Consider the following 19164-nt stretch of genomic DNA (forward strand, 5'->3'; position numbering starts at 1 on the left):
CACCCGGAGCCGCGAACTGCTGCACCTGCCGGCGTGGCCAAGATGCTATGGGCGCGAGAGCGCGACCTTCAGTCCGAAACCGATCAGCACCGTCCCGGTGATCCGGTCCATCCAGGACACCGACTTCGCTGAGCCCAGCCAGCGGCCAGCGATCCGAACCCCGTATACCAAGGCCACTGCCCACACCAGGGTCAGTGCAACATGCACCGCCGATAGCCCCATGCCCATGAATAGGGCGTTGGTGCCCGCCGGGGTGAACTGCGGGATCGCAGCGATATAGAAGACGCCGATCTTCGGGTTCAGCACGTTGGTCACCAGCCCGGTCAGGTAGGTTCGATACCTGCTGTGCGATACCGGGACATGGATCGTGGCCAACTGCTTGCCCCGCAGGCTCCGATGGATCATCTGCCCGCCCAGGAACACCAGATAGGCTGCGCCGGCATAGACCAGCACCTGGTAGGCCAGAGATGAGGCGGCCAGAATTGCCGAAGCTCCCGCGGCCGCGGCCACACCCCAAGCGAATACTCCCGTGCAGATCCCCAGCGCCGCCAGCAGCGCTTCACCGCGTCCCCGGGCAATGGCCGATCGCAGGATCAGCGCGGTATCGACACCCGGAATCAACGTCATCAGGGCGGCAACTATACTGAAACCCAGCAAGGCGGAAGCAACGGTCATGCACTCAATGCTAGAAGCTGCAGCTGGGCGCAGGCCCCAGGGTGAGCAAGCTCATGATCTTCGCCCGACGCGCGGGGCCAATTAGAGTTGGCCACCGCGCACGCTCTCTGGCATAATTGCAGGGTACTCGATTCGCAGTGGCCCCTCTCTCCGCTATGAGTCCTGTCCTTTTAGAATCCGACCAGTAAGGCCTGCCCCACAGGTGCTAAAAATTGGATTCGACCATGTTGAGAAACAGGAGACCACAAAAGTGGCCGTAAAGATTCGTCTGAAGCGCTTCGGTAAGATGCGCGCACCTTTCTACCGCGTTGTCGTCATGGACTCGCGCGCTAAGCGCGATGGCCGTGCCATCGAGGAGATCGGCAAGTACCACCCAACCGAGAACCCATCGGTTATCGAGATCAATTCGGATCGTGCACAGTACTGGCTGTCCGTTGGCGCGCAGCCAACCGAGCAGGTACACGCACTGCTGAAGATCACCGGTGACTGGCAGAAGTTCAAGGGCATCGATGGCCAGGAAGGCACCTACAAGGTTGCCGAGCCTAAGCCAGCATTCGTTGCTCCTGACAAGGGTTCGGTGATCCTCCCAGAGGCAATCACCAAGAAGGCTGAAAAGCCAGCTGCTGAAGAGGCAGAGGCCGAAGCTACCGAGGCTGAGTAACAGTGCTCGTTGACGCGCTAGACCACCTGGTACGCGGGGTTGTCGAGGAACCGGAAGACGTCAAGGTCGCCTTGAAGTCCACCCGCCGCGGCGACCTGCTCGAAGTACGTGTGAACCCTGAGGATCTCGGTCGTGTGATCGGACGCCAGGGACGCACCGCACGAGCACTGCGCACCGTAATGGCAGCGTTGGCCAAGGAGCCGGTACGTGTCGATGTAATCGACACCGACCGTCGCCGAGGCTAAGCAACTTAGAGGTCTGGCTTTTAAGTTGGCTTCGAAACGAAAGGAGTTTCCGTCCTAACTAGTGACGGAAACTCCTTTCGTGTTTACCCCTAGAATTTCCATTCCAGTCTCCCGGCACACGCCACGGAACACAGTGCAGAAAGAGCAGCAGACTATGCGATTGCAGGTTGCCCGCATCGGCAAGCCCCACGGCATCCGTGGCGAAGTCACCGCCCAGGTCATGACCGACACCCCGGAAGAGCGCTTCACCGCTGGCGAAGAACTCATCGTCGTCGACGGCCCGGTCAAGACGCTGACCATCGCCAATGCGCGCTGGAACAAGACCATCCTGCTGCTCTCCTTCAAGGAAATCGCCGACCGCAACCAGGCTGAAACCCTGCGCGGCGCGCGCCTTGAGATTGAAGTTTCCGACCAGCCGGAAGACGACTCGGACGAATGGTACGAGCATGAACTGCTGGACCTGAAGGTCATGCTCGATGGCGAGCAGGTCGGTACCATCACCGCACTGCGCACCAACCCCGCCCAGGACCTGCTGGTCTTCGAAGACGCTGACGGCCAGGAGATCTACCTCCCGTTCGTCGACGAATTCGTCCCAGAGATCGATCCGGAAGCCGGCATCGTGGTCATCACCCCGCCGGCAGGCCTGCTGACCTTGAACAGCGATGAAGACGGCAGCGACGAAGAGGGACAAAAGTAAGCCATGCGTCTTGACGTCATCTCGATTTTCCCTGAGTACCTCCAGCCGCTCTCGCTTTCGCTGATTGGCCGCGCCGCCGAAGACGGCATCCTGGATCTGAACGTCACCAACCTGCGCGACTTCACTGCCGACAAGCACCGCAAGGTCGACGACACCCCGTACGGTGGCGGCGCCGGCATGGTGATGATGCCGGAACCATGGGGACAGGCACTGGACGCGGTGCGCCCAGCCGATGCTGGCGGCCCCAAGCCAACCCTGATTGTCCCTTCGCCTGCAGGCGCCGTCTTCAACCAGCAGATGGCCTACGACCTTGCCGAGGAAGAGCACCTGGTCTTCGCCTGCGGCCGCTACGAAGGCATCGATGAGCGCGTCATCGAATACGCGCACGAGAACTTCAACGTCATCCCCGTATCCATCGGCGATTACGTGCTCAACGGGGGAGAAGTGGCCGTGATGGTGATGGTGGAAGCCATCGCCCGGCTGATCCCAGGAGTCATCGGCAACCCGGAATCGCTGGTAGAAGAATCCCATTCGGATGTTCTGCTGGAATACCCGGTGTACACCAAGCCGGCCTCCTGGCGCGGCCGCGACGTCCCCGAGGTGCTGCTCGGTGGCAACCACCAGCGGGTGGGACGGTTCCGCCGCGACGAGCAGATCAAGCGCACCGCAGAGCGTCGCCCCGACCTGATCACGCAGCTGGATGCCGAGAGCCTGAACCGCAGGGACCGCGATGCCCTATGGCACAGCGGATTCGCGCTCGTTGACGGTGCCATAACCCCCAAATCCGAATTGGACTGGGCTACCGGCGCTGGCACCGAGAGCGACTAAGAGTCCAAAATCACTCGAAAGCCATTTCGGGCAAACTCGCATCGGCTTCGCTGATACGGCATAATTGTTTCTTGGTGTGTTTTTGTTCGACTCCTGCCGCAGGGGGAAGTTCGAGCCACAGAAGACCACCGCACCGTTTGCTAGAGGCAATCGGTGGTACAACGTTCCGGGGATTTCACTGGTTTCGACCGGTGTCGGGCCCCGCTACGAGGATTCGGTGACCTGCGGCATTGATCCTAGGAGATGCACTATGCATATTCTTGACTCTGTTAACGCAGCCTCGCTGCGCTCCGACGTTCCAGCCTTCGGCCCAGGCGACACCCTGAAGGTTCACGTCAACATCATCGAAGGCAAGAACTCCCGTGTTCAGGTCTTCCAGGGCTACGTCCTTGGTCGCCAGGGCCAGGGTATTGGCGAGACCTTCACCGTTCGCAAGGTTTCCTTCGGCACCGGTGTTGAGCGTACCTTCCCAGTTCACTCCCCAATCATCGAAAAGATTGAGGTTGTGACCAAGGGTGACGTTCGTCGTGCAAAGCTGTACTACATGCGCGATCGTCACGGCAAGGCTGCTCGCATCCGCGAGAAGCGCGACTTCAGCGCAAAGAAGTAATCTGCGTTCTTCAATGAACCGGATTGCACGCACTGAGCGGGCAACAATGAAGCGCCGGGCCTTTTCATGGGTCTGGCGCTTCGCTGTACTCGCTATCATTCTTGGTCTGCTGGCCACCATCGTCATTCGCGCCACCCTGATCGACGTCTTCCATATCGAGTCGAACTCCATGGAATCCACGCTCAATCCTGGCCAGAGCATCGCCGTAGACCGCCGCGCTTACTCGGATGCCGAACCGCAACGCGGAGACGTCATCGTCTTCGATGGCCGCGGCTCGTTCCTGCCCTACGCCAAGGCCAGCTTCGCTGATGATCTGCTGGGGGCGTTCAGCCTCACCGGGAGCAGCAATAAGTACGTCAAGCGCGTCATTGGTGTTGGGGGAGACACCGTGGAATGCTGCAGCGCCGATGGGCGACTGCTCGTCAACGGCGAGCCTGCAGACGAGCAGTACATCTTCGCCGGGGATGCTCCGAGTGAACAGAAATTTTCCGTAGAAGTGCCGGTTGGCCGCTTGTGGGTCATGGGCGATCACCGCTCCACTTCCAAGGATTCGCGGGCATTGCTGGGCGCAAGCGGCGGCGGAATGATCAGCGTCAAGCGCGTCACGGGCAAAGCGACCGAGGTGATTTGGCCGCTCGATCAGCGGTCAGTAATCAGATGACACGCCGTAACAACCGGCGATTTTGATAGCGCCAGATGGGTAGAACTACCCATCTGGCGCTATTTTTCTAGGTTAATGGAATTAATTCGGACGGATTTCCATCCCACCCGATTTGCTGTGCAATTGGTGTGTAAATTTCGCGACAACACTCAGGATCCACCAAGCTGACTAGGGATTAGAAAGAGAAGTCCAATCTTAAACCAATACTACTGGCACGTAAGTTGTAACCAAGCTCGATGAGAGTAGAGCTATTTGACTAGGTGAAACGGGTTCTGGAATTTATATTTTTGTTGGATTCGATGGTTGAAAAGCTGTGTCGGAACCAAGTATTGTTTCATTTTGGTAACAACACCTGTGCTTACGCGCGCGCCCTTAGGTAAGGGGACGCGCGGGCACTCGCACCATAAATCTGGGAGAAGCATTAATGCCACATCCAAAAAAGAAGACTGCGCAACGCGGCATCGTTGCAGCAGCCGCGACCGCCTTGGTGGTCGGCTCTAGCTTCCTGCCTGCCGCGGCAGCTCCGACGGTGTCCGAATCGCCGTCGGCCGCGTCCGGCGAGAAGCCAGCCGTTATCGAAGGGCCGGTGGATACCGCTGGCCTGGCCGAAGCAATTGAGCGCGACCTGGGCGAGACTCCGGGAGAGTACCTGGAAGATGCCAAGGTGTCAGCCAAGGCCAGCAAGATCAAGACTGCTCTTCGAGCTGCCGAGATTAATAACAATGTGGTCGTCGAAGATGGCGTCGTTGTCGTACAGGTTGGAAAAGCTGATCTGAGCGCATCCAAGAAGATCATTGCAAAAGTTGAAGCAGCGGAGTCTCCCGAAGCTGGCGAAGATCCGGTAGCGGCAAGTGCAACTGCGACGGCAAAAGCTGAAGAGGCGTCTGCTTCCGCTACCGTTGCTCCAACTGAGACCGACAAGAAGGCGGAAGGTTCAGAGAGGCATTCAGCTGCACCTTCAGCAGTAAAGAAAACGGTCGAGAGCGCACCCGTCGAGTTGCAGACAGAAGACGTCTCAACCATTGATGAAGTACTGGTAGAGCTCAAGAACACTGCTTCGCCCGAGGCGCTGAAAGAATTGACCTCGGTCACTATTGATGAGGCAGGACTAGTTATTATCCGCGCGGGTGGAGCGGGTAAGACTAAGGGTACTGAAGCTTCCAAAGCTGCCTCGAAGAGCAACCACCCGCAGCTTTCTCTGAAAGACGCGGTTGAGCGCCTTGACGGTGCCAAGCTTAAGCTGTCGAAAGATGGCGGACCAGCTAAGCCAGCCGCACTTGAAGACGTATACGGTGGCATGGGCTACGGAACAACCCCTGACGGAGACTACTCGGGAAATATCGGCTTTTGCTCGGTAGGTCTCAACGCTTGGAACGCAGACGGCAAAGATGCAGTCATCACGGCTGGACACTGCACGATCGACGGTTCGATGAAGGACGTTAAAATCGTCGAACATGACGCTGTTGATGCGGCTGCCGGAATTGGTATTCATTTGGGTACCTTTGGATTTAGCCAGTTTGGAACCGCCGGCAATGGCGGACATCCTTGGGATCCAGAAAATGTAGCCGACTGGGAAATTGGCACTGATATCGCAGTAATTGATGCAATTAACCCGGATGCAAACCTCCTTCCAGGTGTTTCTAAGTGGGCAGAGGGCAAGGACGAGCGCGACGAAACCATTAACATCACCAGTGCTGGCGAGGGCGTTGTAGGTGAGTCTGCATGTAACTCCGGACGTACGACTGGCTGGCAGTGCTCTGAGCTCCTTGAAGAAGGAGTCTTCTTCGTAGCTGGTTTCGATGAGAACGGTAAGCCGAGCGAAGACAGTGTTCGTGCCGTTTGGGGCTACACGGGCGCTAACCCTGACGGAAATACTCTTCTTCCCGGTGACTCCGGTGGCTCGGTCGTCCAGGGAACCCGGGCAATTGGCGTTAACAGTGCTTACGGTGGAGGCGTAGCTTTGTATACCTCGTTGGTAGACGGACAGTCTAAGACGCCAGTTAGCGAATACGCTGTCAAACTCTTCATTTCAACTCCCGAAATTTCGGTGGCTAACGGAACTGAGGTTGAAGCTGGCGAAGCAATTACCGGTACTGTCCAAAGTGCAGTCACCGGTACCAAAGTAGACGTCATCGTTGACGGCAAGGTTATCGACACCGTATCCGTAAGTAATGGAAAATTCTCCTTCCAGGCGCCGGAAAATCTGGGTGATTTCAGCTTCGCTGTGCAAGCCAAGAAGGGCTTCGACAAGTCCGCAACTGCTAACGGCGCTGTGGTCATCGTGGCTGCTCCAATTCCGACTGAGGAACCGACTCCGACTCCAACCGAGGAACCGACTGTGGAGCCTTCCGAGGAACCAACTGAGGAGCCAACCGAGGAACCTACTGAGGAGCCAACCGAGGAACCTACTGAGGAACCAACTGAGGAACCAACTGAGGAACCAACTACGGAGCCTACCGAGGAACCAACTACTGAGCCTTCCGAGAGCACCTCGCCATCGCCTTCCGAGGATGAGAGCGACAAGCCATCGGAGAGCACCTCTCCTTCCGCTTCGGAGGACGACGACAAGTCGGAGGCTCCGAAGGACCAGAAGGACGGCGAGCCAAGCAAGTCTGCAACTCCAAAGGAAACTCCTAAGAAGGACGATCCTTTGGCAGATACCGGTTCGAACAGCGTTCCGCTGATCGCCGCCGGTGGCGCAATGGCCCTGGCCGGTGCGGCATTCCTGCTGTTCCGCCGCAACGCACGTCGCCACGGCTAAGGGATTCTGTTCCGGCGGGACTGGGTCCTGCTGAAAATGCCCCGCTACTTGAGAACAAGTAGCGGGGCATTTTTACTTGGCACACATGTAGCTCCTTGGTTGCTCTACGATTTCGGCACTAGTCTCAAAGCTAAGATCGTTGCGGCAACGTGAATATCACCGAGGTGTAAATTATGAATTTCAACGCTAGAACTTCACGCACGCCAATCATGCTGGCCTCTACTGCCGCCATGGCTGCCCTATTGCTAACCGGCTGCGGCCAGGGAACCGATCCAGGTGCGCAGGCCACGGCCAGTGCCACGGGATCGGAATCCTCGCAGCAAACAGAGAACTCGGGCGGGAACACCGTGGATCAAGACGCATTGCTCCAGACCAATGACCAGCTCTCCGAAGCCTTGGGCGATGAATACGTCCAGGGTTGGATCAAGGACGGGCAGCTGAATGTTTCGACGACCAGTGAAGAGCAGCTATCCGCTATTGAAGAAGCCGGGGCCATCGGGCACCTGGTCCAATTCAGCAGCGAGGAGCTTCGTTCGGCGATTTCCGAAATCATGAAGTGGCAGGGCAAGCAGGAAAACCCCGTGCGCACTGCCATCCATGCATACACGCTGAATCCTGAAACGGGAGGCATCACCCTGTCGGTGGATAAGAGCCAGCTGGACGAAGTCCAAAAGCTGATTGAAGCTGAGAAGCCCATCGGCGAAATCCCCGTGGACTTCAAGCAGAGCGGTGGCATCATGTCGCCTGCTGCCACCCAGTAGCCCGCAGTCCGCTTGTACGGACGCACCAATGGCGAGGCCCGGCGACGGACCTGGCCATTGGTGCGTTTCTGGGCAACTGGCCGTGGCTATGCAATGATCCGTTGCGCCTGGCAAGACACGTAAGATGGGGATTACACGCGACAATGGAAGGTACTAATCGAATCGTGAGCGCAGCATCAGCAGAGACTCCTCCAAGCAGGGGACCCCTATACAAAATATGGCGCTTCGTCCGCGAGATTGTCATCATTATCGCGATCGCGCTGTTGCTCTCGTTCGTGATCAAGACCTTCTTCTTCCGTGCCTACTACATCCCGTCAGGCTCCATGGAGCATACCCTCGAGGTCAACGACAGGATTTTCGCCAACCTCATGGTTCCCGGGCCGTTCGAGCTGGAACGTGGCGACGTCGTCGTCTTCCGCGATGACCAGGAATGGCTGCCACCGCTGACCGAGTACCCCACCGCGTTCCAGAATGTGCTCTCCTTTGTCGGCGTGCTGCCAGCGGCTGATGAGCAGTACTTGGTCAAGCGCATCATCGGCATGCCCGGTGACACCGTGGAATGCTGCACCGCGGAAGGCGCCATCACGATCAACGGCGAGCCCATTGAGGAGCCGTACATCTTTGACGGCGACAGCCCGTCAGACATGGAATTCAAGGCGACCGTCCCAGAGGGAAAAATCTGGGTGATGGGTGATCACCGGGGTGCCAGCGCGGATTCCCGCTTCCACGCCGATCGCCAGGGCGGTTTCGTCGACCTCGAATCCGTCCAGGGCCGCGCTTCGGTGATCTCTTGGCCAACCTCGCGCTGGGGCATCGTCGACTCGCACGAAGAAGTCTTCGCCAACGTCCCGCACGCAGTGGCAAAGTAGGGCACCGCCCATGGCCGTTTTGAAGAGCAAGGCAACCACGCTAGAACATGAGCGCGCCCTGGCAGCCAAGCATGGGTTCCGCTATATCGCAGCGGTCGATGAGGTGGGACGCGGCGCCTTGGCTGGTCCGATTACCGTCGGAATGACGGTGATAGATATTGAGCAGGTCACGGAGTTCCCAGCGCTGCGCGACTCCAAGCTGCTGAGCCCGGAAACCCGTACGGAACTGGTCGATCCAGTTCGCCAGTGGGCCGTGGGCTACGGCGTCGGGCATGCCTCTGCGGCTGAAATCGATGAGCTGGGAGTTACTGGCGCCCTGCGCCTGGCCGGATCGCGGGCCATGGAGCTATGCGCGGTACAGCCCGAGGCGGCGCTTCTGGATGGCAGCTACGACTGGCTGACCGCACCGGAACCGGACCTCTTCGACATCCTGGCCGATGACCGCGAACCCGTGGGCCTGCACATCCCGGTGACGACCATCATCAAAGGCGACATGACCTGCCAGGCGATCGCCGGAGCTTCCATTCTGGCCAAGGTCGAACGCGATGGAATCATGGTTGATCTGGCCACCGAGCATCCGGCCTTCGGCTGGGAGATCAACAAGGGGTATGCCACCGCTGCGCATCGTGCCGCGATCGTTGCGCAGGGTCCCTGCGACTACCACCGCAAGAGCTGGAACTTGACTTCGGGTGCTGATCAGGCCCAAGGTGAAGCCACGACAAAGAAAGCAAAGTGATGGCTGCCGACGACCTGGAAAACTACGAGTCCGACATGGAACTGCAGCTATACCGCGAGTACAAGACCGTGGTGGGGCTGTTCAATTACGTGGTCGAGACCGAGCGCCGCTTCTACCTGGCCAACCAGGTGGACGTGAAGACCCTGTCCAACGCCGGGGAAGTGTACTTCGAGTTGAACCTCACCGACGCGTGGGTCTGGGACATCTACCGGCAAGGGCGCTTCGTGAAGTCCGTCAAGGTGCTGACGTTCAAGGACGTCAACGTCGAGGAACTGAACCCTGACGAGTTCCAGATCCCGAAGGATGGGCTGGGCTCCTAGCACGAGTCACTGCGGCATTCGATCGCCGGCTCTGTTCCTGGAACAGCGCCGGCGATCTCGTTTAAAGCGAATTGTCCACATTCCGCGGCGGGCGCCGCCGCTGTGGACCATAATTCTCCGACGATGTTTCCATTACGGATCGCAGACATCGAGGAGCAAACATGCAGACCGCGAAGCAACGCCTAGGGGCCGATGGCGAACAAGCTGCCGCCGCATTTCTCACCGGGCAGCACTACGAAATTCTCGATCGCAATTGGAGATGCCCAGCAGGGGAGCTGGACCTGGTAGCAAGAGCCGGCAACGGCCAGATCACCGCCGTCGAAGTCAAAACGAGGTCCTCGCAACGCTATGGATCGGGCTTCGAGGCGATCAGCGCGGCAAAGTTCCGCCGGCTCAACAGGTTGCTGATTTCCTGGGCCCAATGCCATCGCATGTTTCTCGCCGAACTTCGCGTGGACATCGTCGAGGTCTATCTGACAGCAACAGGGTTCGAATGCCGGCTGCATGAGAACGTGCGCTCATGAGCACCGCCCGCACCAGCGCAGTGGCCCTGCACGGGGTCAGCGCCTCACTGGTGGAAGTCGAGGCCGACCTCGGCAACGGCATCCCAGGATTCGTGTTGCTGGGCTTGCCCGATGCATCTTTGAGCGAGGCCCGCGAACGAATCAAAGCCGCGGCAAGGAATTCAGGGATTCCTCTGGCAAACCGGAAACTGACGGTCAATCTTTCGCCAGCCACCCTGCCCAAGTATGGATCAGCTTTCGATCTGGCCATCGTCATCGCCGCCTTGGCCGCTGATCAACAGCTGTTCGCGTCACCGAGCACGATGTACATGGCGGAACTCGGCTTGGATGGCACCTTGCGGCCAGTACCCGGGGTGCTGCCAGCGGTGCAGCTGGCCAAGGTCCATGGTCTTGACCGGGTGATCGTGGCTGAGGCTAACGGTGCGGAAGCGAGGCTGGTGCATGGAATCGAGGTCATGGCGCTACGCCATCTGGGACAGGTCCTCACCTGCTGCGGTGCCCCAGCCGAACAGGTCACCACTTACCTGCGCCACCGGCAGCCGCAGGCGCCCACCGAATCTGCCGGCCCTGCCGCAGGAACTGCTGCCTCGGGCGATGCGGACCTGGGCCTGGTCAACGGGCAGCAGGAAGCTCGGCTCGCCTTGGAACTGGCCGCGGCCGGTGGGCACCACCTGATCATGGTCGGACCGGCCGGCGCCGGCAAAACCATGCTGGCCAAGTGCCTGCCATCGATTCTGCCGCCACTTGATGACCTGCAAGCGCTTGAAGCCACCGCGGTGCATTCCATTACTCGGGGCGGATCCGGGGAATTGGACCAGCTGCAACGCACCCCGCCTTTCGTGGCGCCGCACCACACCGCGTCCCGCTCAGCCCTGATTGGCGGCGGAACCGCACAACTCATTCCCGGGGCCATTACCCGCGCGCACCAGGGCATTCTATTCCTCGATGAAGCAGCGCAATTCCACACCGGAGTACTTGATGCGCTTCGCCAACCGATCGAGGAAGGCTATATCAACCTTGCGCGGATACGCGGCCACCAGCGGCTGCCGGCCCGTTTCCAACTCATCATGGCCTCCAATCCGTGTCCCTGCGGAAAAAACTTCGGCACCGGTACCGGGTGCACCTGTACGCCCATGGCCCGCCGGCGCTATTTCGCCCGGCTCTCAGGACCCATCCTCGACCGTGTAGATCTGCAAGTCAGAGTCAATCCGGTAGCGCAAGCACAGCTTCTGAGCGGGGTACCAAATGAATCCAGTGCACAGGTGCGTGAACGCGTCTTGGCCACCCGGGCACGCAGCAAGGAGCGGCTGGGAAAGTTCTCCATTGCTTGCAACGCGCAAATACCAACTCAGATCCTCAGGAATGAACTGGAATACCCGGCCAAGACCCGGGCGGCGCTTGAACAACTCGCCACACGACGCGGGCTCTCTGCGCGTGCCATCCACCGCCTCCTGCGGGTCGCGTGGACGGTTGCAGACCAGCAAGGGCATGCAGCACCTACCGAGGATGATCTGGCCATCGCCGCTCACCTTCGCCAGAACTTGGAAAATAGCTAGGTAAGGCCATGACTTTCAACGATGTGAACACTGCCGGAAAAGCCTCGGCTCCAACCAGCCAGGAGCGCCGGGTCTACGCCCATCTGAACCAACTTATCGAGCCCAACGACTATGTGGCCACGGCCTTGCTGGAACTGATGAGCCCACAGGAACTGCTGCGCCTGATCCAGCGGGAGGATTTCTATCCGGCCGCGCTCAAAGCGCCGGTCGACGGAATCCTCGGATTCCACCCGCCCGGGGATGGCGCACAAGACTTGAGGGTAGCCTTGGCCCGATGGAGAAAGCGCCTGTCGCTGAGCAACCCGGCGGGAGCCTTGGATGCCGCTGCGCGCGCGGGTGGCGGATTGCTGATCCCGGACGATGCTTCGTGGCCGCGACAGCTAGCCGACCTGGAACTGGGACGTCCCTTGTGCCTGTGGTGGCGTTCAGCGAACCCGCAGTTGCTCGAAGGCCAAGAGCTGGCCCGCAGCGTCTCGATTGTCGGCTCCCGCGATGCCAGTGACTACGGTGATCAAGTCACCTTCGATCTTGGCCGGACCCTGGCCCTGAACGGGTACACCATCGTCTCGGGTGGCGCTTACGGCATTGACGCCAGCGCGCACCGGGCCGCTCTGAGCGTGGACGATTGGCAGCATCCGAACCCGCCAACCATCACGGTTATGGCTGGCGGCATCGATCGGCTCTACCCTTCGGGCAACAGCAACCTGCTCAACCAGATTATTGCTCGCGGCGTGCTGATCTCAGAGGTGCCTCCCGGAACCACATCAGCACGCTTCCGCTTCCTGAACCGCAACCGGCTGATCGCGGCATTGAGCAGGCTGGTCATCGTCAGCGAAGCGCGCCACCGCTCAGGAGCGCTGAACACCGCCAGCCATGCAGTCGAGCTGGGACGCGATGTAGCGGCCGTTCCCGGAAGTGTTTTCGCGCCCAACTCCGCAGGGTGCCACCGATTGATTGCAGAAGGCAGTGCGGCCCTGCTCGCCAGCCCGCAAGATGCGCTGGGCCTGGTTGGCCACCACTGCCAAGCGGAGCCGCGGAGTGCCAAAGTTCAGCAACGCCCGACGGACATCCTGGGTAGGGACGAAGCAATGGTGTACGACATCATGTCCTTCATCAAAGGAATGCTGGTCGATGAGATCTCTGCCCGCAGCGGGGTGCCACTGATCCAGACGCTACGCGCCATCAACCGATTGGAGACACTGCAAATGGCTGCCACTGATGGCCTGGCATGGAAGTTGGTGCGCCAAAACTGACCGGTGACGCAGGTGAGGGTATCCTCAATAGTGATGAAGCAAGAATCAACGACGCACGCCAGCAATGCGATGTCAGCAAAATTCGCTGAGCCGGTGGCGGACTACCTGGAGTACCTGCAACGCGAACGCGGCCGCAGCACTAATACCCTGCGAGCCTACGAAGTGGATTTGCGGAACCTCGGCCAGTTTTTGCTCCACCATGCGCAGGATCCGAGCCTCAAGCAGATTTCAGTTGATACGCTCCGCGATTGGTTGGCGCAGCTTCATGAATCGCAGATTTCCCGCACCACCTTGGCCCGCAGGATCTCTGCGGTGAAGAACTTCTTCGCGTGGGCGCTGAAGCATCAGCTGATCGACGCGGATCCTGCCCTGCGGCTGGCCGCGCCCAAGAAGGAACGGCGTCTTCCGCATGTTTTGCAGCCAAGCCAGATCGACCGCTTGCTCTCCGAAACAGCCCAGCCGCCTGCTGGAAAAGAAGTCAGCGAGAGCAAGCCGGAACCTGCCCCCGATGCCAAGAGCCAGGCCGTAGCGGCACGCGATAAAGTCATCGCCGAGTTGCTGTACGCATCCGGCCTGCGTATCAGCGAGCTCGTGGCCTTGGACGTTGACGACATCGACTTCGAACGACGCACCGTCAAGGTTCTCGGCAAGGGCAACAAGGAACGGGTTGTTCCGTTTGGCAAGCCCGCAGAGCGCGTGATCATCGGGTGGATTCGGTCGCATCGCAAGGTCCTGGCCCGCCAGGAAGCTCAAGGCGCTTTGCTCGTAGGGGTGCGCGGTGCGCGCTTGAATGTCCGCCAGGCACGCGAGGTCATTTCCAAGGCGTTGCAATCGCTGGGGGATACCGCTGCCAGCGGCCCGCACGCGTTAAGGCACACCGTAGCAACGCATCTGCTGGATGGCGGCGCAGATTTGCGTGCCGTCCAGGAATTCCTCGGGCATGCTTCGCTGGCAACGACCCAGCTATATACTCACGTTTCGGTTGACCGATTGAGGCAAAGCTACCGCCAGGCCCATCCGCGAGCCTGACTATTTGGTACCAATCTACAAAAATAGCCTTTCTGGGTGGCGAAAGGCCTCTTCATCGGGCAAAATGGAAGTATCGGCGGCGATGGCACCGGAACGATGTTGACGTAGGGGAAGACGATCAACACCGCAACGGAGGATGGCATGTCTGCACCGATGTCCAGAGGCGTGATTTATATTCATTCCGCCCCTGCAGCGCTATGCCCACATCTGGAATGGGCAATCGGGTCCGTGCTCGGTACTCCAGTAAAAATGGAGTGGACCGAACAGCACGTCGCACCCGGATTTTGTCGCGCCGAAATCGAGTGGGTAGGTACGCAAGGTACCGGCGCTTTGCTGACCAGTGAGATGCATGGTTGGCAGCATCTTCGTTTCGAAATCACCGAAGACCCAAGCCCGGGTGCCGACGGCAGCCGTTGGTCCGTGACCCCTGATCTTGGCATCTTCCACGCCACCGTTGATTGCGCTGGCAACGTCATGGTCAGCGAAGAACGCATCCGGTGGGCCTATGAAAAGGGCGACGGCAATCCCTCGGTCTTCTACCAGGAGATGTCCATCGCTCTCGGCGAGCCCTGGGATGAAGAACTTGAACCCTTCCGTCACGCAGGCGAAGACGCGCCTGTTCGATGGCTCAACCAGGTGGTTTAGCAACTGGTTATCTAGTCCCTGAGTGACTTCTCAACAGGCACTCAGATACAACCCCGATGGTGCGGGGTTGTTACCCAAAAGAAGTGGGATCCCATGCCGGGGATCCCACTTCTTGCTTTAAAAACTGCGGTTGTGGAGAAGTGCCGAAGGGCAGTGCTATGCTCGATGGCGATGAAGACCAGTCAGGCCATATGCGGCCACTCCCGGAACGGCAAACTGGTCGTTCCCTGATCCGCGGCCCTCCCGTGCCAGATGCATTTCACCAAAGAACAGCACATCTGAACCACGAAAGGGAGACATGACCGCACAGTTCAACCACACCATCATCGCTTCACTCGACCCGCAACGCATGGCAAAGTTCTATCTTGAGCTGCTCGAAGCCCGCGCGGAATCAAGCTGGGGACCATTTACCAACATCAGCCTGGCCCACGGGGTGCTGCTTCAATTCGCTGCACCACCGATGGACTTCCCAGCGCAGCACTATGCCTACCTGCTCGATGACGAGCATTTCGACCGCGCCTACGCGACTATCCGCGAGGGGAATATGGAGCATTGGGCCGATCCCCAACGGCAGCTGCCAGGGCAGATTAATCATGAACACGGCGGCCGGGGAGTCTACCTGCTTGATCCTTCCGGGCACTACCTGGAATTGATCACCCGGCCTTACCTGTCCGCAGCCAGCTAGGACCAGCTAGCGCTGAACCTTGAACACGTTCTTCTGGATGCCGTTGGAGTAGACCTGCGAATCAATGAGGGCCAGCTTCTGCGCGTCCAGGCTCGCGTCGCTGAAAAGGCGCTTGCCTGCACCAAGCAAAACCGGGAAGACCAGCAGGTTGTACTGGTCGATGAGCTGATGTTCTTGCAGCGAGTGGACCATCGTTGCCGAACCATGGATGCTGATCGGGCCGCCGTCGCCGGCTCGAAGCCGCGCCACATCGGCGACCGAGCGCAAGATCGCAGTCTCGCCCCAGTTCCCGGCCAAGTCCTTTTCCTGCAAGGTAGTGGAGAGCACGTACTTGGGCATCGCGTTGTACTGCGGGAACTGCTCGGTCATCGAGGGCCACACCGCGCAGAAGGCCTCGTAGCTGTTCCGGCCCAAGAGCATGGCGCTGGCTTCTTCTTGCTCGGCGCCCTTCAGTTCGTAGGCAGCGGGGTCGAACTCGACCGAGTTTATCGTCCAGCCTGAATTGCGGTAGCCGGGTTCGCCGCCCGGGGCTTGGACGACACCGTCCAAAGAGACGAAGGAAGTGGCGATCAGGGTGCGCATGGGAAGGGATCCTTTGCTCGTGGCAAGTACCGGCAGTTGCCTCCGACATGAGGCGGTACTTGAGCTTAACGAACCTGTCAGGACCGAAGCAATGGCTCTGAGCCAATTCTTTCGGGGTTAAAGACCACTGGGCTGGTTGAAGAGTAATCTTCAACCAGCCCAGTGGCGCGCTCGCCTGCAGCTGCCGGAACGGCTAGACGCTGCGGATGGCGACCACGGCGTTATGGCCGCCGAAGCCGAAGGAGTTGTTCAGCGCAACGATGGAGCCCTCTGCAGGCAGCTGCGCAGGCTGGCCGGTGACGACCTTCAATGGGATCTCTGGATCCTGGTTGTCCAGGTTAATGGTCACCGGGGCCTTGCGGTTGTAGATGGCCAGTGCGCACAGCACGGACTCCACGGCACCGGAGGCGCCCAGCAGGTGGCCCATCTGCGACTTGGTCGCGGATACCCACACGTTCTCGAGGTGATCGCCCAGGGCGTTCTTCAGCGCAGCGTATTCCGGCTTGTCGCCAACTGGGGTGGAGGTTGCGTGGGCGTTCACATGGACTACGTCCTCTGGCTGGATGCGGCCATCGAACATGGCAGCCTTCAGCGCACGGGTTGCACCCATGCCTTCTGGATCCGGTGCGGTGATGTGGTGCGCATCGGAGGTGACCGAGGAGCCTGCCAGCTCGGCGTAGATGCGGGCACCGCGGGCGATTGCATGCTCTTCGGCTTCCAGTACCAGCGCGCCAGCGCCCTCGCCCATGACAAAGCCATCACGGTCGGTGTCGTAGGGACGCGAAGCCTTGGTCGGATCATCGTTGCGGCGGGAGAGTGCATGCATGGACGCGAAGGCGGCCATCGGCATGGGGTGGATCGCGGCTTCTGCGCCACCGACCATGACCACATCGGCCTTGCCCGAACGGATCAGCTCCAGGCCAACGTGCATCGCCTCGGTACCCGAAGCGCAAGCCGAAACCGGGGTATGCGCGCCACCGGCGGCACCCAGGTCCAGCGACACGGCAGCTGCTGGGCCGTTAGGCATCAGCATTGGCACGGTCATGGGCAGGACGCGGCGTGGGCCCTTTTCGCGCAGGGTGTCCCAGGCGTTGAGCAGGGTCCAGACGCCGCCGATGCCGGTAGCGAAGGCAACGGCCAGCTTGTTCTGGTCCATCTCTTCCTTGACCAGGCCGGAGTCGGCCCAGGCTTCACGGGCCGCAACCACAGCGAACTGGGTCGATGGGTCCATGCGCTTGGTCTCCGGGCGGGAGAGTACCTCGGTCGGCTGCACAGCAGCGCGGGCGGCGAAGGTGACCGGCAGGTCGTATTCCTTAACCCAGTCATCTTCCAGGGTTACGGCGCCGGAGACGCCCTTGAGGGCGTTTGCCCATAGGGTGGGGACATCCCCGCCGATTGGGGTGGTGGCTCCGAGACCGGTGATCACTACTTTGCGCGCCATCATCAAACTCTCTACTGTGCGAATAAGAACTGTGCTTGGAAATTCAGGGGGCCGGCTTGACGTACCGGCCGGTGTGCGCGGCTTGCCCGCACAACGGTGTGGCGAAAAACGCCGGGAAGCTTAGGCCTGTGCCGCAGCGATGAAGTTGACGGCGTCGCCGACGGTCTTCAGGTTCTTGACCTCTTCGTCAGGGATCTTGACCTCGAACTTTTCCTCAGCCTCAACGACGATGGTCATCATCGAGATCGAGTCGATGTCCAGGTCCTCGGTGAAGGACTTGTCCATCTGCACGTCTGCTTCGTCCAGGCCGGTCTCGGAGTTGACGATTTCGGCGAGGCCCGCCAGGATTTCTTCGTTGCTAGCCATGGATGGCTCCTTTTCTTCTTAGCCGGAGGACTCCGGTCATTTTTGTGGCTGGGCGCGGATCCTGTTTCCAGGAACCGGTTCCAGCCGGCTTAGTGAAACTTTGGTGGCGCATCAAGAATGCGCGGCACGTTTCGTCGGTTTAAAGCTTAGGCCAGAGACGCGCTCGGTGGACGCAACATGACGTTCCCGGCGTGCACAATCTGTGAACGGCGCAAAAGCCTAGTTGGCGGTGTGCTCGGCGATGAACGCCTTGGCAGCTTCCAGATCCGCCGGACTCTTCACCGCCAGGGTCTTCACGCCCTTGAGACCACGGCGGGCCAATCCCACAAGGGTTCCGGCCGGTGCCAGTTCCAGCACTCCGGTCACGCCAGCTTCGGCCAGCGTCTGCATGCACAGGTCCCAGCGGACCGGGCGCGATACCTGGGCGACCAGCGAATCGAGGTTCGCCTGGCCATCGGCTACGGCCCTGCCGTCGAAGTTCGAGAGCAGGGTTGCCGCTGGTTCCTTCGGGGTGATGGTTCCGGCCAGTTCCTCCAGGATGCCAACTGCTGGTTGCATGTGCGCGGTATGGAATGCGCCGGCAACCTTCAGTGGGATCACGCGAGCCTTGGCCGGCGGGTTCTCGCCCAGGGCCGCGAGCTTCTCCATGGTTCCTGCGGCCACAATCTGGCCGCCGCCATTGGCGTTGGCCGGGGTCAGGCCCAGTTCGTCGAGCTTGGCCAGGACCTCATCCGGGTCGCCGCCGAGCACTGCTGCCATGCCGGTCGGAGCCGCCGCAGCGGCTTCGGCCATGGCGTTGGCGCGGACCTTCACGAAATTCATGGCGTCAGCTTCGTCCAGCGCACCGGCCAGGGCCGACGCGGTGATCTCGCCAACCGAGTGGCCGGCCACCACGGCGCCTGCCGGCAGCGAGCTGCCAAAGAGCGCACGGGCGGTGACCAGGCCGGCGGCGACGATCAGCGGCTGGGCGACGGCGGTGTCCTTGATGGTTTCTTCATCGGAGGTGGTGCCGTGGGCGGTGAGGTCGCGCTCGGTGATCGAGCTGAGCGCCTCCAAATGCTCGGCCACGCCATCGACGTCGAGCCATTCGGTGAGGAAACCTGGGGTCTGGGAGCCCTGTCCGGGGCAAACGATTGCTAACACTCTTACAGCTTTCCAAATGTTGGGAGCTTTTGGCGCTTCATTTGAGTACCAAGCTCGTGGTGACTGTTTGTAGGATCTCTACAAAAGCCTAGCGTATCCAGAAGCTGAATTCCGCT

General features: G+C 60.0%; 22 protein-coding genes. 17 read left to right on the plus strand and 5 right to left on the minus strand.

Annotation, left to right across the window (positions count from 1 at the left end; genetic code table 11):
- Positions 1-45: 45 nt before the first annotated feature.
- Positions 46-675: a LysE family translocator gene (locus tag AAZQ98_RS04890; protein ID WP_400342329.1), complete on the minus strand. Its 630-nt coding sequence runs from the start codon at positions 673-675 to the stop codon at positions 46-48.
- A gap of 250 nt (positions 676-925) precedes the next feature.
- Between AAZQ98_RS04890 and rpsP the strand changes: the two genes are divergently transcribed.
- From rpsP to AAZQ98_RS04975, 17 genes are all read left to right on the plus strand, one after another.
- Positions 926-1336 carry a 30S ribosomal protein S16 gene (rpsP, locus tag AAZQ98_RS04895; RefSeq protein WP_013348861.1) on the plus strand — a complete coding sequence of 137 codons (411 nt, stop codon included), beginning with the start codon at positions 926-928 and terminating at the stop codon, positions 1334-1336.
- Positions 1337-1338: 2 nt separating this feature from the next.
- Positions 1339-1581: an RNA-binding protein gene (locus tag AAZQ98_RS04900; protein WP_038991490.1), complete on the plus strand. Its 243-nt coding sequence runs from the start codon at positions 1339-1341 to the stop codon at positions 1579-1581.
- A gap of 154 nt (positions 1582-1735) precedes the next feature.
- Positions 1736-2278, plus strand: a complete 543-nt coding sequence (gene rimM / locus AAZQ98_RS04905; RefSeq protein ID WP_133833441.1) for a ribosome maturation factor RimM — start codon at positions 1736-1738, stop codon at positions 2276-2278.
- Between the two features lie 3 nt (positions 2279-2281).
- Positions 2282-3106 (plus strand): tRNA (guanosine(37)-N1)-methyltransferase TrmD, encoded by an 825-nt coding sequence (trmD, locus tag AAZQ98_RS04910; protein ID WP_105657732.1) that lies wholly within the window; start codon positions 2282-2284, stop codon positions 3104-3106.
- 250 nt (positions 3107-3356) lie between these two features.
- Positions 3357-3716: a 50S ribosomal protein L19 gene (rplS, locus tag AAZQ98_RS04915; RefSeq protein WP_332489221.1), complete on the plus strand. Its 360-nt coding sequence runs from the start codon at positions 3357-3359 to the stop codon at positions 3714-3716.
- Between the two features lie 13 nt (positions 3717-3729).
- Positions 3730-4377, plus strand: coding sequence for a signal peptidase I (lepB, locus tag AAZQ98_RS04920; RefSeq protein ID WP_434690262.1), 648 nt, complete (start codon positions 3730-3732; stop codon positions 4375-4377).
- A 424-nt stretch (positions 4378-4801) separates the two neighbouring features.
- The gene (locus AAZQ98_RS04925) at positions 4802-7138 is read left to right on the plus strand and encodes an LPXTG cell wall anchor domain-containing protein (RefSeq protein WP_434690263.1); all 2337 of its coding nucleotides are present in this window, start codon (positions 4802-4804) and stop codon (positions 7136-7138) included.
- Between the two features lie 173 nt (positions 7139-7311).
- Entirely contained in the window at positions 7312-7899 is a 588-nt protein-coding gene (locus AAZQ98_RS04930; protein WP_434690265.1) for a hypothetical protein, read from the plus strand.
- 164 nt (positions 7900-8063) lie between these two features.
- Positions 8064-8768, plus strand: coding sequence for a signal peptidase I (lepB, locus tag AAZQ98_RS04935; protein WP_434690267.1), 705 nt, complete (start codon positions 8064-8066; stop codon positions 8766-8768).
- Between the two features lie 10 nt (positions 8769-8778).
- The gene (locus tag AAZQ98_RS04940) at positions 8779-9504 is read left to right on the plus strand and encodes a ribonuclease HII (RefSeq protein WP_105661214.1); all 726 of its coding nucleotides are present in this window, start codon (positions 8779-8781) and stop codon (positions 9502-9504) included.
- The gene (locus AAZQ98_RS04945; protein ID WP_105657739.1) at positions 9504-9824 is read left to right on the plus strand and encodes a DUF2469 domain-containing protein; all 321 of its coding nucleotides are present in this window, start codon (positions 9504-9506) and stop codon (positions 9822-9824) included. Before AAZQ98_RS04940 ends, AAZQ98_RS04945 begins: the two co-directional genes overlap by 1 nt.
- Positions 9825-9985: 161 nt before the next feature.
- On the plus strand, positions 9986-10348 hold the full coding sequence (locus AAZQ98_RS04950) for a YraN family protein (protein WP_332595130.1): 363 nt from the start codon (positions 9986-9988) through the stop codon (positions 10346-10348).
- On the plus strand, positions 10345-11904 hold the full coding sequence (locus AAZQ98_RS04955) for a YifB family Mg chelatase-like AAA ATPase (RefSeq protein WP_434690271.1): 1560 nt from the start codon (positions 10345-10347) through the stop codon (positions 11902-11904). Before AAZQ98_RS04950 ends, AAZQ98_RS04955 begins: the two co-directional genes overlap by 4 nt.
- Positions 11905-11912: 8 nt before the next feature.
- Positions 11913-13157 (plus strand): DNA-processing protein DprA, encoded by a 1245-nt coding sequence (dprA, locus tag AAZQ98_RS04960; RefSeq protein WP_434690274.1) that lies wholly within the window; start codon positions 11913-11915, stop codon positions 13155-13157.
- A 33-nt stretch (positions 13158-13190) separates the two neighbouring features.
- Positions 13191-14186, plus strand: coding sequence for a tyrosine recombinase XerC (locus AAZQ98_RS04965; RefSeq protein WP_434690277.1), 996 nt, complete (start codon positions 13191-13193; stop codon positions 14184-14186).
- Positions 14187-14327: 141 nt separating this feature from the next.
- Positions 14328-14831, plus strand: coding sequence for a DUF3145 domain-containing protein (locus AAZQ98_RS04970; RefSeq protein ID WP_105657742.1), 504 nt, complete (start codon positions 14328-14330; stop codon positions 14829-14831).
- Positions 14832-15129: 298 nt separating this feature from the next.
- Positions 15130-15516 carry a VOC family protein gene (locus AAZQ98_RS04975; RefSeq protein WP_434690280.1) on the plus strand — a complete coding sequence of 129 codons (387 nt, stop codon included), beginning with the start codon at positions 15130-15132 and terminating at the stop codon, positions 15514-15516.
- 6 nt (positions 15517-15522) lie between these two features.
- Here the strand turns inward: AAZQ98_RS04975 and AAZQ98_RS04980 are convergent, their stop codons facing one another.
- From AAZQ98_RS04980 to AAZQ98_RS04995, 4 genes are all read right to left on the minus strand, one after another.
- Positions 15523-16098, minus strand: a complete 576-nt coding sequence (locus AAZQ98_RS04980; RefSeq protein WP_434690282.1) for a dihydrofolate reductase family protein — start codon at positions 16096-16098, stop codon at positions 15523-15525.
- Between the two features lie 193 nt (positions 16099-16291).
- Positions 16292-17539 carry a beta-ketoacyl-ACP synthase II gene (fabF, locus tag AAZQ98_RS04985; protein WP_105657745.1) on the minus strand — a complete coding sequence of 416 codons (1248 nt, stop codon included), beginning with the start codon at positions 17537-17539 and terminating at the stop codon, positions 16292-16294.
- A 120-nt stretch (positions 17540-17659) separates the two neighbouring features.
- A complete protein-coding gene (locus tag AAZQ98_RS04990) occupies positions 17660-17905 on the minus strand; it encodes an acyl carrier protein (protein ID WP_105657746.1) in 246 nt (81 codons plus the stop codon).
- A 219-nt stretch (positions 17906-18124) separates the two neighbouring features.
- A complete protein-coding gene (locus AAZQ98_RS04995) occupies positions 18125-19048 on the minus strand; it encodes an ACP S-malonyltransferase (RefSeq protein ID WP_434690286.1) in 924 nt (307 codons plus the stop codon).
- Between the last annotated feature and the right edge of the window lie 116 nt (positions 19049-19164).

The sequence above is a fragment of the Glutamicibacter sp. Je.9.36 genome (genome assembly GCF_051129975.1).
Taxonomy (GTDB): Bacteria; Actinomycetota; Actinomycetes; order Actinomycetales; family Micrococcaceae; genus Glutamicibacter.

Bases quoted from the DNA above. Each gene is read 5' to 3' on its own strand.
- AAZQ98_RS04890 (WP_400342329.1), bottom strand. From the start codon at position 675: ATGACCGTTGCTTCCGCCTTGCTGGGTTTCAGTATAGTTGCCGCCCTG.
- rimM (WP_133833441.1), top strand. From the start codon at position 1,736: ATGCGATTGCAGGTTGCCCGCATCGGCAAGCCCCACGGCATCCGTGGC.
- trmD (WP_105657732.1), top strand. From the start codon at position 2,282: ATGCGTCTTGACGTCATCTCGATTTTCCCTGAGTACCTCCAGCCGCTC.
- rplS (WP_332489221.1), top strand. From the start codon at position 3,357: ATGCATATTCTTGACTCTGTTAACGCAGCCTCGCTGCGCTCCGACGTT.
- lepB (WP_434690262.1), top strand. From the start codon at position 3,730: ATGAACCGGATTGCACGCACTGAGCGGGCAACAATGAAGCGCCGGGCC.
- AAZQ98_RS04925 (WP_434690263.1), top strand. From the start codon at position 4,802: ATGCCACATCCAAAAAAGAAGACTGCGCAACGCGGCATCGTTGCAGCA.
- AAZQ98_RS04930 (WP_434690265.1), top strand. From the start codon at position 7,312: ATGAATTTCAACGCTAGAACTTCACGCACGCCAATCATGCTGGCCTCT.
- AAZQ98_RS04940 (WP_105661214.1), top strand. From the start codon at position 8,779: ATGGCCGTTTTGAAGAGCAAGGCAACCACGCTAGAACATGAGCGCGCC.
- AAZQ98_RS04945 (WP_105657739.1), top strand. From the start codon at position 9,504: ATGGCTGCCGACGACCTGGAAAACTACGAGTCCGACATGGAACTGCAG.
- AAZQ98_RS04950 (WP_332595130.1), top strand. From the start codon at position 9,986: ATGCAGACCGCGAAGCAACGCCTAGGGGCCGATGGCGAACAAGCTGCC.
- AAZQ98_RS04955 (WP_434690271.1), top strand. From the start codon at position 10,345: ATGAGCACCGCCCGCACCAGCGCAGTGGCCCTGCACGGGGTCAGCGCC.
- dprA (WP_434690274.1), top strand. From the start codon at position 11,913: ATGACTTTCAACGATGTGAACACTGCCGGAAAAGCCTCGGCTCCAACC.
- AAZQ98_RS04965 (WP_434690277.1), top strand. From the start codon at position 13,191: ATGAAGCAAGAATCAACGACGCACGCCAGCAATGCGATGTCAGCAAAA.
- AAZQ98_RS04970 (WP_105657742.1), top strand. From the start codon at position 14,328: ATGTCTGCACCGATGTCCAGAGGCGTGATTTATATTCATTCCGCCCCT.
- AAZQ98_RS04975 (WP_434690280.1), top strand. From the start codon at position 15,130: ATGACCGCACAGTTCAACCACACCATCATCGCTTCACTCGACCCGCAA.
- AAZQ98_RS04980 (WP_434690282.1), bottom strand. From the start codon at position 16,098: ATGCGCACCCTGATCGCCACTTCCTTCGTCTCTTTGGACGGTGTCGTC.
- fabF (WP_105657745.1), bottom strand. From the start codon at position 17,539: ATGGCGCGCAAAGTAGTGATCACCGGTCTCGGAGCCACCACCCCAATC.
- AAZQ98_RS04990 (WP_105657746.1), bottom strand. From the start codon at position 17,905: ATGGCTAGCAACGAAGAAATCCTGGCGGGCCTCGCCGAAATCGTCAAC.